Below are 15512 nucleotides of genomic sequence, written 5' to 3' on the forward strand. Positions count from 1 at the left end.
TTGGTTGCCTGGTTTGCTCTGATCATATGCTCGTTTCACAAACTCTTTGTATTAAAATGAAAGAAACATCTTTCGGGATCCCGATTCAAATTAAAACCATCTTTTGTTTCACTGCCAATAGATCACAGTTTTTCGCATCGTCTTTATATCTGCTGAATCTCATCTCCTCTATTGCTGTTCGCCATAAAATTCATTAAATTCGTTGCAAAAGAAGATCGTAATGAAAATAAAATTAACCATCTGCCTTCTGGCTTTCCTTAACTTTTATGATGCCCAGGAAAGTATCACTTACCAGAAACCTTCGGCAGAAATCCTGAAACTTGCCGATTATGAACGCCCGCCAAGCGTGCTGATGAACAGTAAAAAAGACTGGATTGTTTTCACCTACCGCCCGACTTACAAAACACTGGAAGACCTTAGCCAGCAGGAAATGAAGCTCGGCGGATTAAGGATCAACCCGGTAACCAATATTTCAAGTACAGCCAGCTATGCCAACAATCTGAAAGTTAGAAAACTGAATGATAAAACGGAAATCCAGGTTAAAAATCTGCCATCCAATCCGAAGATCACCTATACTTCGTTCTCACCGGATGAAAAGAAGATGGCATTTACAAATACCACAGCCAAAGGAGTGGAACTCTGGATTGTAGATCTGGAAACGGCAACAGCAAAAAAAATCACTTCCGATAACCTGAATGCCAACCTGGGGAGCCCGTATGTATGGAATAAAGACTCCCAGAACCTGTTGATCAAAATGCTTCCGCAAAATAGACCCGCTCTGATAGATGCAAGCAAGGATCTTCCGACAGGCCCGATAGTTTCTACTTCCGATGGTAAAGTTTCCCAGAACAGAACCTACCAGGATCTTCTAAAAAACCCGCAGGATGAGAAAAATTTTGAAATCCTGACAGCTTCCGAGATTTACAATGTGGATCTCAACGGAAATACGAAAAAAATCAAAGATCAGGATATGTATACCGGACTGAGCTATTCGCCGGACGGGAATTACCTGATGGCCACCACCATTAAAAAACCGTTTTCCTATATTGTGCCTTTAAGCCGTTTCCCGATGACCACAACAGTCTATGATCTGAATGGAAATGCCGTAAAGGTTGTGAACGAAATCCCGCTGAATGAAATCATGCCGAAAGGATTCTCCTCCGTAAGAACCGGAAAAAGGGATATGGGATGGAGAAGCGACATGCCTGCCACCCTGGTGTATACTGAAGCCCTTGACGGTGGCGACCAGTCTAAGAGTGCGGATTTCAGGGACGAGATTTTCACCTGGGAGGCACCATTCAATACGGCCCCAAAATCATTTTTCAAAACCAGGCAGCGATATGAAGATGTAAGCTGGACGAACGATCATTACGCAATTGTTTCCGAAGGTTGGTATGATACCAGAAATACAAAATCCTACCTGATAGATCTGAACAATGGTCAGTCAAAAGTTATCGATGACCGCAATTATCAGGATGTATACAGCGACCCGGGAAATTTCAATACCACGAAGAACCAGTACGGGAGATATGTTGTGGATATGAAAGGCGGAAAATCATATCTGATCGGTGCGGGGTTCACTAAAGACGGCCAGCATCCGTTCATCGATGAAATGGACATGAACAGCCTGAAAAAGAAAAGGCTGTATACCTCGAATATCAAAAATGCCAAGGAAGAGATCATAGACATCCTGAATCCATCGAAAGGGGAAATCCTGACGATCCAGCAGTCAGCCAGCCAGTATCCGAATTATTTCAGGAAAAACATTAAGTCCGGAAAAGCATCAGCTGTAACGGCATTTGCCAATCCTTTTGAAAGCATTAAAGATGTGTATAAAGAGGTAATTACCTATAAAAGAAATGACGGCGTGACGCTAACAGGGACGCTTTACCTTCCTGCCAACTATGACAGAAAAGCGAAAACAGAAAAACTTCCGCTGCTGATCTGGGCATATCCTACCGAATATAAAGATAAAAACACGGCGGGACAGAATACCCAGAACCCCAATGACTTCACATTCCCGTATTACGGATCTTTCGTGTACTGGACTACAAAAGGATATGCAGTCCTGGATGATGCTGCGTTCCCGATCATCGGGGAAGGAAAGGCAGAGCCGAATGATACATTCATTCCACAGCTGGTAGCCAATGCCCAAGCTGCAATTGACGCGGTAGACCAGTTAGGGTACATCGACCGTAAAAAAGTTGCCGTGGGAGGCCATTCTTATGGTGCGTTCATGACCGCTAACCTTCTGACGCATTCCAAACTTTTTGCCTGCGGAATTGCCAGAAGCGGTGCCTACAACAGGACACTGACGCCATTCGGATTCCAGAGCGAGCAGAGGAATTACTGGGATGTGCCGGAAATTTATAATACGATGTCGCCGTTTATGAATGCCGATAAAATGAAAACACCTTTACTGCTGGTTCACGGGGATGCCGACAACAACCCGGGAACATTTACTTTGCAGACCGAAAGGTATTTCCAGGCCCTCAAAAACCTGGGTGCACCGGTAAAAATGGTGTTGTTACCAAAAGAAGCGCATGGTTATGCTGCCAAAGAAAATATCCTGCATCTGCTTTGGGAACAGGATCAGTTCTTGGAGAAATGCCTGAAGAAATAGAGAAAAAACCGTTCATATGAACGGTTTTTTGTTTTACATAAGCTTTAAGATCAATTTTGATCCTATTGTACTGATTCATCTTTTCATCTAATAAAATAAGATTCTTCCCATACATTAGATTAAGCGGCTCATACATTAGGGTTAAAGACATTCCAAAACCTCCCGGATGTTTTTAAATTCCATAAATCGCTCCGATTCAGGCTTATGCTCATGATGCTCGTGTGCCCAGGTGATATGATAGGGAATATGGGCTGCATATCCTCCATTTTCCAGGACAGGAAGGATGTCTGACTTGATTGAATTCCCGATCATAAGAAAATTTTCCGGGCGGCAGTCCAGATGCCTGATCAGCTTCTGGTAGTCTGTATTTCTTTTATCACTCATAATTTCAATATGGTGGAAATAGTTTTGCAATCCCGATTTTTTCAGCTTCCGTTCCTGATCCAGCAGGTCACCCTTCGTGGCTACCACCAGCCTGTATTTCCCTTTCAGCTGGTCCAGCGTTTCAGCTACTCCGTCCAGAAGTTCTACAGGTTTCTGCAGCAGGTCGTGTCCAATGGCGATAATTTTATCTATCATCGACAATGGAGCGGCTCCTTTTGAAATCCTGGTCGCTGTTTCCACCATAGACAGCATAAATCCTTTCACCCCATATCCATACAGGTGAAGATTCCTGATTTCAGTGTCCAGCAGTTCTTTAGAAACGGTATCGTGAGGAAGGTATTCTTCAAGAAGTTCGCAGAACGCAATTTCGGCTTCCTGAAAATAAGGCTCATTGACCCAGAGTGTATCATCTGCATCAAAAGCGATGGTATTGATAGAATTCATAATATGTTAAACTTAGATTTTGTATTTTTCGGGCATAAAATTCAGAATAAAAAACAAATCAGAAAAGGACATTTGTCCCGACAAGTATATGCTGCGAACCAATCAACCGTTTTTAGATTATATGGAAGGGCTGTATCAGAATCAGGCTCATAAGGAACATATTACGCTGAGGTCTTACGACAAAGGGGACAGAATCCTCACCCAGCACCAGGAATCCACAAAGATTATGCTTATAAAGAGCGGGATTACCAAATGCTATTTTGTTGAAGAAAATGATAAGGAATATATTGTTGAGTTTTTAGGAAAAGGTGAAATCATCGGTGAAATCGAGGTCATTAAAAATGTTTCCTGCCTATGCAGTATCGAGGCTATGACCGAGGTTTCCGTCTACGCTATGTCGATACCGTATTTCCAGACTTTGCTGAAAAAGGATCTGACGCTGAATCATTTTCTGCTGGATGTTTTTGCCGAACGTATCGTCAATACATCAAGCAGAGCGTCTTATCAGCAGCTCCACACCACAGAACACACGCTTAGCCAGCTGCTTGATTTGAAATCCCGTGAAATGGAAATTTCCAAAGAAGATATGGCGGCTTACCTGGGGATCACCGTAAGGAGCCTGAACAGGGCCTTAAAAGAGATTCAGGATAACAGCAATGCTGAAAAGGAAGCTGGGGAAAAATAAAATCTTCTCTTATCTTTGCATCAAACTATTGCTCTTTATGAATGAACTAATGTACAGGAATGCCGTTCCTGGTGACTTGCCGAAAATTGTTGAGATCTATAATTCTACCATCGCTTCCAGAATGGTTACGGCTGATAGGGAACCTGTATCGGTAGAGAGCAGGGTGCAGTGGTTTCATGAGCATAATACAGAAACACGGCCGCTCTGGATTGTGGAAGATGCGGAAAATAATATGCTGGGTTGGGTCAGCTTTTCTTCATTTTATGGCCGTCCGGCATACAGCGGGACTGTGGAAGTAAGCATCTATATGGATGAAAACTGCCGCGGGAAAGGATATGGAAAGCAAATACTTCGGTATTGCATTGATAAAGCAGGGAAATTTGGGGTGAAGACGCTGCTGGGATTTATTTTCCTGCATAACGAACCCAGTTTAAAGCTTTTCAGGCATTTCGGGTTTGAGGACTGGGGCGTATTTCCGGATGTGGCGGTACTGGATGGAGTAGAGCGTACACTGGTCATTTTAGGGAAGAGAATCGGATAAATTACAGTTCTTAGCCTGCTTGTAGATTTTCAGGAGCTGATTCCCGCTTTCACTACTCGCTTTTCACCTGTTTTGCGGCGGCAAAGCCGCCGCAAAACAGGTGAAAGAGCTCAGACATGCCGTTCAATCGGGGCTAGGCTGATGACGGTCCGACATTTTTGTCATTCTATAAGATTTTCATGCAGCAGCCGGATCATATGGTGAATCTGAGATCCATTGATTTCAAATAGAATGTCCCTTCTCAACACTGATGCATCCTATTAAAAAAGGCAGTCCGAAGACCGCCTAGTTATATATTCTCAAATCTAGAATTCAAAATTTAGAATCCAAAATCTAAATTCCTTCCGCCTGCCTGATTTTCTTTTCAGACATATTCAGGAACCGTTTTACCAGCATCACCGCAGAAATTGTCAGGCCCAGTCCCAGAGCGATCCACATTCCGAAGGCTCCCATATCTAGTGTGACACAAAGAAAATAACCGAGCGGAACCGTAATGACCCAGTAGGCAATGAACGTATAGATAGACGGGATTTTAACATCCTGAATGCCCCGCAATGAGCCCAGTGCAGTCACCTGGATACCGTCTGAAAGCTGGAACAGGGCTGCGATGATCATCAGTTTGGACGCCAACGTAATTACTTCCACTTCCTCGCTTTTTGTAAAAAAGGTCGGCAGAATGTGCCGTCCGAGAATAAAAGTGATCCCGCAGACACACATGAAAATAAAAGCGATTTTCAGGTTATTAATGCCTACTTTTCTTAGTTCTACATAATTCTGTTCGCCAAGTTTTCTACCGATCATGACGGTAGAGGCGACACTGAACCCAACGCATAAATTAAAGGTAAAAGAAGCCATGCTCAGGGCAATCTGGTGGGAAGCAATATCATGTGCGGAAATCAGTCCGCAGATGAAGGCTGCTCCGGCAAAAGCCGTTACCTCAAAGAACATCTGCATGGCAGTAGGAAGCCCCAGTCTCACCATCCTGTCAAACATCTTTTTAGAAAAGACTTCGAGTTTCAGCGTGAAATCTTTGATATACCGCTGCGTTTTCTTTTCTTTCAGAAGTACGATATACAGGAAAACCACCATGAAAATCCTGGCGATCAGCCCGGCCAGCGCTGATCCCCGTACACCCATTGGCGGAAGTCCGAAAAGCCCTTTGATAAAAATATAGTTCAGCACAATATTGATGATGTTGGCAATAATGGTTGCCTTAGTTACGCCTATCGTGTACGACAATCCTTCAGATACCTCCCTTAACGTCTGAAACGCCATAAAAGGAACGATGCTGATGGCCATAATCGTAAGGAAGTCCACTGTACCCGGAATGATCTTTTCCGGCTGCCCCGAATGATAGAGTAGGGGCATTCCCAACAGCAATACTCCCATAAGCAGAATTCCTACGGTTAGATTTATAACAAATCCGTGGCTGAACACCGAGTTGATCGTAGCGTGGTCATGCTTGGAGTGCGCTTCAGATACCAGAGGCGGGATGGCCAAAGAAAATCCCAGGGCAAGCACAAACATGGAGAAAAATACTGCGTTTCCCAATGAAACGGAAGCCAGTGCATCAGCGCCCAGCAATTGCCCGACAATGATATTATCAAACAGGTTTACCGAAACCTGTCCTACCTGCGTCAGCATAACTGGAAGTGCCAGGGTTAAGCATTCTTTAGTATAGTTTTTATTTAAAAAGTTCATGAGTGTTTTTAATTCATAATGGTTTAGATTGCAAGTCTTTTTTTAAGATCAGACTGTATGATGGTTTTTGGTATCTCTGTTTAGTAGTGTAAACAAAAAAATTGCAGTAATCAATGATACTGCAATTTTTATAATGTATAAGAATTATTTTTACTTTCTTACAAAACTTGCAACATCGTCTGCCGAAACGGTATTACCGCCCAGGATGATCAATCTTTCCACAACGTTTCTTAATTCTCTGATGTTTCCGGTCCAGGACAATGCTTTAAGTGCGTCGATGGCCTGGTCGTCAAATTTTTTCACAGCTGTACCATGTTCATCAGCAATAATACCGGAAAAATGTTCCACCAGCAATCTGATATCTTCTTTTCTGTCGTCCAATGGCGGTACATAGATTTCAATAACAGATAATCTGTGGTATAAATCTTCACGGAATCTTCCGGCTTCTATTTCCGTCTGCATGTTTTTGTTGGTAGCTGCAAGAACCCTTACATCTACTTTAATCTCTTTATCGCTTCCTACCGGCGAAACTTTACTTTCCTGCAAAGCTCTCAGTACTTTAGCCTGTGCAATAAGGCTCATATCACCAATCTCATCCAGGAAAATGGTTCCTCCGGTCGCCTGTTCAAATTTCCCCTGCTTATCTTTGATCGCTCCTGTAAAGGAACCCTTCACGTGTCCGAAAAGCTCAGACTCGATCAGTTCAGAAGGGATCGCCGCACAGTTTACTTCAATCATTGGGCCTTTGGCACGGTCACTTTGACTGTGGATAGCATGGGCTACCAGTTCCTTACCGGCACCGTTAGGGCCTGTAATCAGTACCCTTGCATCAGAAGCAGCTACCTTTTCGATCATATCCTGAATCTTCTTCAATGCAAGAGATTCACCGATCATCTGGTATTTTTTGCTGACTTTTCTTTTTAAGGTCTTATTTTCGGTCTGTAGGTTTTTATTCTCTTTCTTTAGCGTTTCTTTAGCTAAGGCATTTTTAACACTGGTGATCAATCGGTTGATATCGATTGGCTTGGAGATAAAATCGTACGCTCCTTCTCTCAGGCAGGATACTGCAGAATCTATATCCGCGTGCCCGGAAATCATGATAAAAGTACTTTCAGGTTTTAGGTTCAGGCTTTGCCTCAGCAGTTCAGTCCCGGAAAGTTTAGGCATTTTTATATCTGAAATAACAAGCGCAAAGTCTTCTTTTTCGATCTGTTTATAGCCTTCAAGACCATCTTCGGCAATTGTAAACTCATATCCGCTAAGCTCATCAGATAAAATACTCTGGAGAACTCCGGATATGGCTTTTTCGTCTTCTACGATAAGGATTTTTTGCATAGGTGCAAATTTAGAATTTTTTTCATTCATGAGCAGCAAAAACTATTCCTAAATGTCTATGAGGCATAATCCCGCTGCCCGAAAATCGCAGAGCCCACCCTCACCGAATTGGCACCACATTCTATTGCGACAGGGAAGTCATCACTCATTCCCATAGAAAGTGTTTCCAATACTTTATCTCGGCTGAAATCATCAAAAAGCGTTTTAAGGTTCATGAATTCTTTCCTGATCTGTGCCTTATCATCTGTAAATGTTGCCATGCCCATGAGTCCGGTAATATCAATATTGGGAAATGTCCCTTTCAGAAACTGCCGGAACAGTTCCCGTGCTTCATCCTCAGTTAATCCATATTTGGTGTCTTCTTCGGCAATCTTTACCTGCAAGAGCACTTTTATGATGCGGTTATGCTTGGCCGCTTCTTTATTAATTTCTTTTAGAATCTTTTCGGAATCGACACTTTGGATCGTATCAATGAAACCGGCAATATATTTAACTTTGTTGGTCTGCAGATGGCCTATAAGATGCCATTGAATATCCTGTGGAAGCTCAGAATGCTTTTCTGTCAGCTCCTGAACCTTATTCTCTCCAAATATTCTCTGTCCGAGATCATAAACCTCACTGATGGCTGAAACGGGATGGGTTTTGGAAACGGCAACCAGCTGCACATGCTCCGGAAGCTGATTTTTGATATGATGATAGTTTTCCTGAATGCTCATAGCGCAAATTTCTGAATTTTAAAGGCAAAAAACAATCGTTTTCACCGTTTAGATCTTAATTAACCAATACACCTTACAGGTATTGTTTCCTGTAAGGTGTATTTTGTCAGATTATCCTGACGTCTTTATGGATTCAGAAATGGTCAGAACTGTACCCGGAAATCAACAGGGATGTCCATAGAAATTCTCACCGTATTGAAATCTGCCTCAATGTCAGAGTCCATTTCTGCATAAGTGCCGTCTTCCTGTTTCAGTTGTACGGTAATGTCGGCGTCTCCAATTTCATCTTTCGGGATTTCAATGTAGTACTTCTGTGATCCGTCATCATACGTCAGATGATCGGTGGTAAAATCAATAAATTGCATAATATTTTGTTTTAGTGTGTTCTTACCAAAGCAAAAAGAGGGCTATTCTTTAGATCTTGCCTGTTACAGCACGTAAAAATTACAACTATCCTGTTATTTTTTTTAGATACAGTGCGTTGTGGATCGCCGCGCTTCCCCAGGTGTTGTTGAAGAATATAAACGTCTTTTTATTGTGCAACTTGATTTCGTCAGCCAGATTTCTGAGGAACGTTTCAGGATATTCGGATTTATAGAGCACAGGTTTGCCATGCAGCCGGTAATACAACACTTCGGGATGATTACTGATAACTTCTTCGGGCAGATTCCCTGGAAAGCTTACTCCGGAAACAACAATCTTATGCGCTGCCATGGTTTTAAAAACTTCGTCGGTCCACCAGGATTCGTGCCGGAATTCAACAGCATTCAGATAGTTATGATCAATGGTTTTTATGATTAAACCCATATTTTCAGGGGTATTACTGAAGGAAGGAGGAAACTGATACAGAAATCCCGCCAGCTTATCCTTAAGGCCTCCGTAAATATGGCTGCAAAAATCCCTGATCTCATTATCGCAGTTTTCCAAACGTGCTACATGGGTTATGGTTTTCGGTATCTTGATGAAAAAGCTGAATTCATCCGGTGTGTCATCTGCCCATTTCTGCAACGTTTTTAAAGTAGGTTTCCTGTAAAAAGTGGAATTGATTTCTACGGCATTAAACGTCTTGGAATATAGGCTGAGAAAATCTTTGTTCGTAGCATCGGCAGGATATAAAACCCCTTTCCAGTCGGTATTATAAAATCCTGAACATCCAATATAAAGATGGTCTTTCTTCATAGAATTTAATTTATTTAAGTGGTTGCCTGAGGCAGGTGTTGATGCTTACCCTTTGCTGCCACTTAAATCCACGGAATTCAGCCGTAAGGAATTCAGAATTACGGACAATGAACTAAAACTCATTGCCGCAGCGGCAATCATCGGTGAAAGCAGGATTCCGAAAAACGGGTACAATAATCCTGCCGCTACAGGTATACCCAGTACGTTATAAATAAAAGCAAAGAATAAATTTTCCTTAATGTTTTTTAAAAGCTTTTCGCTCAGGAGTTTAGCTTTTGCAACGCCTGAAAGGTCGCCTTTCAGCAGAGTAATTTCCGCACTTTCGATGGCTACACCGGTTCCGGTACCCATAGCTATGCCCACATCAGCCTGGGCAAGGGCAGGGGAGTCATTGATACCGTCTCCAGTCATCGCTACAATTTTACCTTCCTTTTGCAGCCGTTTCACTTCATTCAGTTTATCTTCGGGGCTGCAGCTGGCTTTAAAATGCTTGATGCCTAATGCATCTGCCACAGCTTTGGCAGTATGTTCATTATCACCGGTCATCATAATGATATCTACACCTTCCTTAAGAAGCTGTTCCACGGCTTTAGCAGAGGTGTCTTTTATTTTATCCGTAAAGCTTATAAAACCTATGACTTCAGTATCCTGAGCCACATAAGAAACTGTGTGCGCTCCAGACTGGACTTCCGAGGCTTTTTGCCTGAGTGCTGCGGGGATTTCGATTCCATTTGAGATCAATAAGTCTTCATTGCCAAGGTAAACCGTTTTCCCATTAATTTTCCCTTTGACGCCTTTACCTGAAATATTTTCAAAACTGTCCGCTTTTTCTAAAGTAAGCTGTTCTTCCTGAGCTTTTCTTAGGACTGCACCTGACAATGGGTGCTCGGAGTTCCGGTTTAAAGAAGCGGCTATGGTAATAACCTCATTACGATCTGAACGATCGATAGTCTCAACAGATTCTACAGAAGGTTTACCTTCCGTTAAAGTCCCCGTTTTATCCGTTATCAGGACATTGACTTTATTCATATGTTCCAGCGCCTCGGCATTCTTGATCAGGATTCCGTTTCCGGCACCTTTCCCGATACCTACCATAAGGGACATTGGCGTCGCGAGGCCTAATGCACAGGGGCAGGCCACAATAAGGACGGCCACTGCATTCACAAAAGCAAATAACGTCCTTTTGCCTTCGGGCCCGAAAAACTGCCACAGGATAAACGTGAGTATTGATATAGCAATGACTGCAGGTACGAAAACTTTAGCCACCTTATCCGTCAGTTTCTGGATGGGTGCCCTGCTTCTGCTAGCCTCATGGACCATTCTGATGATGTTGGCGAGTAATGTCTCTTCACCCACTTTTTCAGCTTTCATAATGAATACCTGATTACCGTTGATGGTTCCGGAAGAAACCTGATCACCTTTTTCCTTCTGCACAGGAACAGGTTCACCGGTAATCATGCTTTCATCAATGGATGAATTGCCTTCCGTAATGATTCCGTCAACAGGAATTTTTTCTCCCGGCTTCACCCTGAGCAGGTCACCTTTTTTTACCTGGGATAGCAGGACCTTTTTTTCTTCTCCGTTTACAATCAGATGAGCTTCGTCGGGAGAGAGGCTGATCAGTTCGCGGATAGCATTTCCAGTCTTTTTATGGGCTGCCGCTTCCATAAGCTGGCCTAAAATAACCAGTGTTAAAATCACACAGACTGCCTCAAAATAAAGCGGGGTCTCATGATTGTGATTGCTTATTTCATGAGGAATGATATCCGGAAAAAATAAGGCCGTTATACTGAACAGGAACGCTGCTGCAACACCCAGTGCGATCAGGCTGAACATATTCAGGTTGCGGGTTTTGAATGAAGTCCAGCCCCTTTTCATCAGGAACCATCCGGAATAAAAAATCACGGGAAGAGTCAGTATCAGTTCAATATATCCCTGAATGGTGTGGGAAAAAGGAAGGTCAATCACCATTCCCCCCATAGAAAGTACAAAAACAGGGATAGTAAAAACTAGGGAGGTGATCAGCTTCTTTTTAAGGGTCTGGTAGGTTTTGTCTTCACCATCATCATTCTGATCCGGAACTTTCACCAGATCCATACCACATATCGGACAGCTTCCGGGTTCATTACGGATGACTTCCGGGTGCATGGGACAGGTATACTGTGCTACCTTCTTTTCAGGATATTTCACCAGGTCCATGCCGCAGACCGGACAGCCGACATTTGTTTCATAGGTCTTATCTCCCTCGCAATACATAGGACAATAATATCTTCCCGCCATATCATCAGATATTTCCTTCGCTTCATGATGATGCGTATGATGATGGTTATGCTGAGAGTCGGCATTGTGAACAAGCGCTTCCGTAATCTCTTCCAGATGCATATGGCAAACTGGACAATCAATCTTTTCATCATAGACCTTATCTCCTTCACAAAACATCGGACAATAATATTTGCCTATATTCTCTTTGAAGTTTTGTGGAAGGTGGGTTTTGGAAAATGCAGGTTTATGATTCGGATCTTTGGATAATTTTTCTTCTACAGGAACCAGATACATATGGCAGACCGGGCATCTCTTGCCCTGCTGGAAGTATACTTTATCCCCTTCGCATTCCATAGGGCAGTAGTATACAGAAGATGGAGAAACCCTGTCTTGTGGTTTGACAAACTCAGATTCAGGGACATCCGGGTCTTTCAATATATAATTCCCCGCTTCCTGTAAACTTTTGTTTATGGTGCCCAGATCAATTTGCTGATCAGATTTCAGTATAACCGTATGGTCTTCCAGATTTACTTCTGCCTGTATCCCTTCAAGACTGTTCAGTTTTTCAGAAACCTTTTTCTGGCAGCCCGAACAGCTCATCCCAAGAATTGTATATTGTTTTTGCATTGCAGTATCAATTTACAACAAATTTCCAAAATGAATGCCGAAGCCTGTTACAGATATTGGGATAATAGTTACAGAATTCTTCCAGGAGCCTTAATCACGATAGTGTATTTAAATTTCGTCGAGAGGCTTACGGTGGTGGTTTTTCAGCTTTCTGAATTCTGTAGGCGTAAAGCCGGTGATATTCCTGAACTGAGCAGATAAATGCTGAACGCTTTTATAACCTAGCTTGCCGGCGATTTCCGTCAGGGTAAATTCATTGTACAGCAGGAGTTCCTTTACTTTTTCAATCTTCTGAAGAATGAAGAACTGTTCCAGTGTAGTGCTCTCATGCTGTGAAAAGGTCTTTGACAATGAGCTGTATTCCTTATGAAGGGCAGTACTGAGAAATTCAGATAATACAAATCCTTCTTCAATATCCAGTTCGCTGATTTTCAGGATCACCAGGGTACGGATTTTTTCCGTAAGCTGGTGTGCAGCATCTTTGAGCCTCTCAAAACCTGCATCATAAAGTCCTTTCTCAATAAGCATCAGCTGATGATTACTCAGATCAGCATCCGTTTCTGCTTCGCCCAGTTTTACAGATTTTAGTGATATACCAGACAGGTTAAAGACCTGTTCAACGGCAGATATACACCTGTTGCAGACCATATTTTTAATGAAGATTTTCATAGCCGGCCGCTGAGCCTGTCCTTTACAAACTCTACTTTGGTCTTTCCATGTGCCGCAGGAAGGCCGTTTTCATCAAGATTTACCATTACAATTTTTTCTACCGTAATAATCGTCTGGTGCGTCATTTTGTTCCGTACTTCACATCTCAAAGTAATGGAGGTAGATCCGAACGAAGATACTTCAATACCGATTTCAACAATATCACCCTGCTTGGCTGAGCTTACAAAATTAATCTCAGAAATAAATTTTGTTACCACTTTGGTATTTTCGAGCTGAATGATGGCATAAAGTGCCGCCTCTTCATCGATCCATTGCAATAGTCTTCCTCCGAACAAAGAGTGATTAGGATTGAGGTCTTCGGGTTTTACCCATTTTCTGGTATGGTAGTTCATCTCTTATAGTTTTTCAGTACAAATTTACTATTAATAATGTTTAAACGTGAAAAAATAAGGATTCACCAAACTAAATGGACTCATCAATACCTCCAAAAGGATCTCTTATTTCATCATTTTCAGGGTTCAGACTGCTTTATTTTTCCATTCTGGATAGAAATTTATTCTCGGAATGCCTTATTTCAGACTGCTTTAACAGACAGAATACAAAATATATAGACTATTCTTAAAAAAATATTTTGTTGTGACATTATTAATCGTATCTTGCACCTGTTTATATTTGGAATCAATATTTGTTCATTCTTTATGTTGTTTTTCTTTTATATACCAAATCGTTATTAATTTTTAATTTTTTATTCAAAATGAACATTTTTGTTTCTAACATCAATTACGCAACTAAAGAGTATGAGTTGCAGGATCTATTCTCAGAATTTGGAGACGTTTCTTCTGCTAAGATTATTACAGACAAAGAAACTGGTCGATCCAGAGGTTTTGGTTTCATCGAGATGAGCGATGAAGAAGGGCAGGAAGCTATTGAAGCTCTTAACCAAAAAGAATTTAACGGAAAAGTATTAAACGTTTCTGAAGCTAAACCGAGAGAGGAAAAGCCTAGAAGAACTTTCAGCAACAATGGAGGAAACAACAGAGGTGGCGGAAGTTACGGTAACAACAGAGGTAATGGCGGCGGCTATGGTGGTAGTAATAACCGTAGCGGCGGTGGAAACCGTTGGTAAAATATAAAGCGGCTCAGGCCGCTTTTTTTTATGTCTTTTAGTTGATCTTTTTCTTTTTCTTCTTTTTATCCTTGTCTTTCTCCTTCTTATTTTTTCTTAGTCTTCAGGATCTCATTGGCAAATTCATAATCAGGCTGTTTATTCTTAGCAGGTTTAAGCTCAATTTTAAGATCCAGGTAATCGGCAAAATCGTTCTTGGAAATTAAATTTTCGTCCAGCAGCACTTCCAGCACTTCCTTTCCTGAATTGTCAAAAAAATGATGGCACAGCTCTTTTAGAAGGAATTTCCTGTATTCTGCAAAGGGGATGATTACTGTATACTTAAAGATCCTTCCTTCCTTTTCAGTAGACAGAAAGCCTTTTTCAGTAAGGATTTTCAGATAGGTAGATACCGTATTCTGGTGGGGTTTCGGCTCAGGATGTCTGTCCATAGCGTCTTTAAGGTAAAATGAATCCAGCTTCCAGAATAGTTTCATCAGGTTTTCTTCCGCAGCGGTAAGATGGTTTATTTTCATAAAATGGGTTTACGGTTGAAGTTGCATACTGCAATATAGATAAATTAAAGATACCACAAAAGCAATTCCTGCTCCGGTTAACACTTCACGAACAGTATGCCTTTTCAGGATTACCCTTGTAACCCCTACCAACACGGCAATTCCCAGCCATATAAGGCCCGTTATCCAACTCATGGGTACAAACAGGGCAGCCACCAACACATTAAAAGCGGTATGCATAGAACTTTTAATGAAGAAATTGCTGATCTGAAGTGCCAGCAACAGAATGAGAATAAACAGCATCACCAGATCAACAGCCCCGTTTTTTAGATAGGAATACACCATATATGCCATTACACATATAACAATAAAGATATACAGTGTTTTCCTCTGTACACGGTTGGATACATCCATGTTGACATACCTTCCTGTTTTGACGTTCCATACAATCCAGATGATCACGGGTAAAATTACCATCAGCAAAATAGGCAGAAAATAATACAGGGAGTCTGTGAGCGAATATTTCCATATGCTCATCAGGATAAAAAAAATAAACAAAGAAATCAGCGGATTAAAAAAATCTGAAATGATTTTTGATATTTTCTGTACAAAAGAGGGTTGCTTTTCTGGCATGCTTCAATTTAAAATCCAAAGATAATACTATAACCAAAAAAACAATTGACATCAATACAATAAAAACAAAGTTTTTTTTATAATTTTGCTCTA

15 protein-coding genes are annotated in these 15512 nt (G+C 41.7%); 4 read left to right on the forward strand and 11 right to left on the reverse strand.

The window, feature by feature from the left end; translation table 11 throughout:
- The first annotated feature begins 220 nt into the window (after positions 1–220).
- The gene (locus tag QE404_RS05690) at positions 221–2623 is read left to right on the forward strand and encodes an alpha/beta hydrolase family protein (protein WP_307447721.1); all 2403 of its coding nucleotides are present in this window, start codon (positions 221–223) and stop codon (positions 2621–2623) included.
- Between the two features lie 141 nt (positions 2624–2764).
- Here the strand turns inward: QE404_RS05690 and QE404_RS05695 are convergent, their stop codons facing one another.
- Complete coding sequence (locus QE404_RS05695; RefSeq protein WP_371935241.1) at positions 2765–3454, reverse strand: HAD family hydrolase; 690 nt, start codon at positions 3452–3454, stop codon at positions 2765–2767.
- Positions 3455–3539: 85 nt separating this feature from the next.
- Between QE404_RS05695 and QE404_RS05700 the strand changes: the two genes are divergently transcribed.
- Both QE404_RS05700 and QE404_RS05705 read left to right on the forward strand, forming a co-directional pair.
- Positions 3540–4136, forward strand: coding sequence for a Crp/Fnr family transcriptional regulator (locus QE404_RS05700; protein ID WP_307447727.1), 597 nt, complete (start codon positions 3540–3542; stop codon positions 4134–4136).
- 37 nt (positions 4137–4173) lie between these two features.
- Positions 4174–4677 (forward strand): GNAT family N-acetyltransferase, encoded by a 504-nt coding sequence (locus QE404_RS05705; protein ID WP_307447729.1) that lies wholly within the window; start codon positions 4174–4176, stop codon positions 4675–4677.
- Between the two features lie 333 nt (positions 4678–5010).
- On the opposite strand, the gene QE404_RS05710 is transcribed toward QE404_RS05705, so the two are convergent.
- The 8 genes from QE404_RS05710 to QE404_RS05745 all read right to left on the reverse strand — a co-directional run bounded on the left by QE404_RS05710 (position 5011) and on the right by QE404_RS05745 (position 13558).
- Positions 5011–6378 carry an MATE family efflux transporter gene (locus QE404_RS05710; protein ID WP_307447732.1) on the reverse strand — a complete coding sequence of 456 codons (1368 nt, stop codon included), beginning with the start codon at positions 6376–6378 and terminating at the stop codon, positions 5011–5013.
- Positions 6379–6528: 150 nt separating this feature from the next.
- Positions 6529–7713, reverse strand: coding sequence for a sigma-54-dependent transcriptional regulator (locus QE404_RS05715; RefSeq protein ID WP_307447735.1), 1185 nt, complete (start codon positions 7711–7713; stop codon positions 6529–6531).
- Between the two features lie 56 nt (positions 7714–7769).
- Positions 7770–8429, reverse strand: a complete 660-nt coding sequence (locus tag QE404_RS05720) for a YggS family pyridoxal phosphate-dependent enzyme (protein WP_307447739.1) — start codon at positions 8427–8429, stop codon at positions 7770–7772.
- Positions 8430–8572: 143 nt separating this feature from the next.
- Positions 8573–8794 carry a hypothetical protein gene (locus QE404_RS05725; protein WP_307447742.1) on the reverse strand — a complete coding sequence of 74 codons (222 nt, stop codon included), beginning with the start codon at positions 8792–8794 and terminating at the stop codon, positions 8573–8575.
- Positions 8795–8879: 85 nt separating this feature from the next.
- Positions 8880–9608, reverse strand: a complete 729-nt coding sequence (locus tag QE404_RS05730; protein ID WP_307447745.1) for a DUF72 domain-containing protein — start codon at positions 9606–9608, stop codon at positions 8880–8882.
- Positions 9609–9653: 45 nt separating this feature from the next.
- Positions 9654–12497, reverse strand: a complete 2844-nt coding sequence (locus QE404_RS05735) for a heavy metal translocating P-type ATPase (RefSeq protein WP_307447748.1) — start codon at positions 12495–12497, stop codon at positions 9654–9656.
- A gap of 108 nt (positions 12498–12605) precedes the next feature.
- The gene (locus QE404_RS05740; protein WP_307447750.1) at positions 12606–13166 is read right to left on the reverse strand and encodes a helix-turn-helix domain-containing protein; all 561 of its coding nucleotides are present in this window, start codon (positions 13164–13166) and stop codon (positions 12606–12608) included.
- Positions 13163–13558 carry an acyl-CoA thioesterase gene (locus QE404_RS05745; RefSeq protein WP_307447752.1) on the reverse strand — a complete coding sequence of 132 codons (396 nt, stop codon included), beginning with the start codon at positions 13556–13558 and terminating at the stop codon, positions 13163–13165. Before QE404_RS05745 ends, QE404_RS05740 begins: the two co-directional genes overlap by 4 nt.
- A 362-nt stretch (positions 13559–13920) precedes the next feature.
- Here QE404_RS05745 and QE404_RS05750 point away from each other — a divergent pair, with 362 nt between their 5' ends.
- On the forward strand, positions 13921–14292 hold the full coding sequence (locus QE404_RS05750; RefSeq protein WP_307447754.1) for an RNA recognition motif domain-containing protein: 372 nt from the start codon (positions 13921–13923) through the stop codon (positions 14290–14292).
- An 86-nt stretch (positions 14293–14378) separates the two neighbouring features.
- Here QE404_RS05750 and QE404_RS05755 read toward each other — a convergent pair whose 3' ends face one another.
- Together QE404_RS05755 and QE404_RS05760 are read right to left on the reverse strand one after the other, a co-directional pair.
- Positions 14379–14807: a BlaI/MecI/CopY family transcriptional regulator gene (locus QE404_RS05755; RefSeq protein ID WP_307453754.1), complete on the reverse strand. Its 429-nt coding sequence runs from the start codon at positions 14805–14807 to the stop codon at positions 14379–14381.
- 9 nt (positions 14808–14816) lie between these two features.
- Positions 14817–15419, reverse strand: coding sequence for a phosphatase PAP2 family protein (locus QE404_RS05760; RefSeq protein WP_307447763.1), 603 nt, complete (start codon positions 15417–15419; stop codon positions 14817–14819).
- Positions 15420–15512 lie beyond the last annotated feature (93 nt).

The sequence above is a fragment of the Chryseobacterium camelliae genome (genome assembly GCF_030818575.1).
Lineage (GTDB): Bacteria > Bacteroidota > Bacteroidia > Flavobacteriales > Weeksellaceae > Chryseobacterium > Chryseobacterium camelliae_A.

Bases quoted from the DNA above. Each gene is read 5' to 3' on its own strand.
- QE404_RS05750 (WP_307447754.1), top strand. From the start codon at position 13,921: ATGAACATTTTTGTTTCTAACATCAATTACGCAACTAAAGAGTATGAG.
- QE404_RS05690 (WP_307447721.1), top strand. From the start codon at position 221: ATGAAAATAAAATTAACCATCTGCCTTCTGGCTTTCCTTAACTTTTAT.
- QE404_RS05700 (WP_307447727.1), top strand. From the start codon at position 3,540: ATGCTGCGAACCAATCAACCGTTTTTAGATTATATGGAAGGGCTGTAT.
- QE404_RS05760 (WP_307447763.1), bottom strand. From the start codon at position 15,419: ATGCCAGAAAAGCAACCCTCTTTTGTACAGAAAATATCAAAAATCATT.
- QE404_RS05730 (WP_307447745.1), bottom strand. From the start codon at position 9,608: ATGAAGAAAGACCATCTTTATATTGGATGTTCAGGATTTTATAATACC.
- QE404_RS05740 (WP_307447750.1), bottom strand. From the start codon at position 13,166: ATGAAAATCTTCATTAAAAATATGGTCTGCAACAGGTGTATATCTGCC.
- QE404_RS05710 (WP_307447732.1), bottom strand. From the start codon at position 6,378: ATGAACTTTTTAAATAAAAACTATACTAAAGAATGCTTAACCCTGGCA.
- QE404_RS05745 (WP_307447752.1), bottom strand. From the start codon at position 13,558: ATGAACTACCATACCAGAAAATGGGTAAAACCCGAAGACCTCAATCCT.
- QE404_RS05720 (WP_307447739.1), bottom strand. From the start codon at position 8,429: ATGAGCATTCAGGAAAACTATCATCATATCAAAAATCAGCTTCCGGAG.
- QE404_RS05705 (WP_307447729.1), top strand. From the start codon at position 4,174: ATGAATGAACTAATGTACAGGAATGCCGTTCCTGGTGACTTGCCGAAA.
- QE404_RS05715 (WP_307447735.1), bottom strand. From the start codon at position 7,713: ATGCAAAAAATCCTTATCGTAGAAGACGAAAAAGCCATATCCGGAGTT.
- QE404_RS05725 (WP_307447742.1), bottom strand. From the start codon at position 8,794: ATGCAATTTATTGATTTTACCACCGATCATCTGACGTATGATGACGGA.
- QE404_RS05735 (WP_307447748.1), bottom strand. From the start codon at position 12,497: ATGCAAAAACAATATACAATTCTTGGGATGAGCTGTTCGGGCTGCCAG.
- QE404_RS05755 (WP_307453754.1), bottom strand. From the start codon at position 14,807: ATGAAAATAAACCATCTTACCGCTGCGGAAGAAAACCTGATGAAACTA.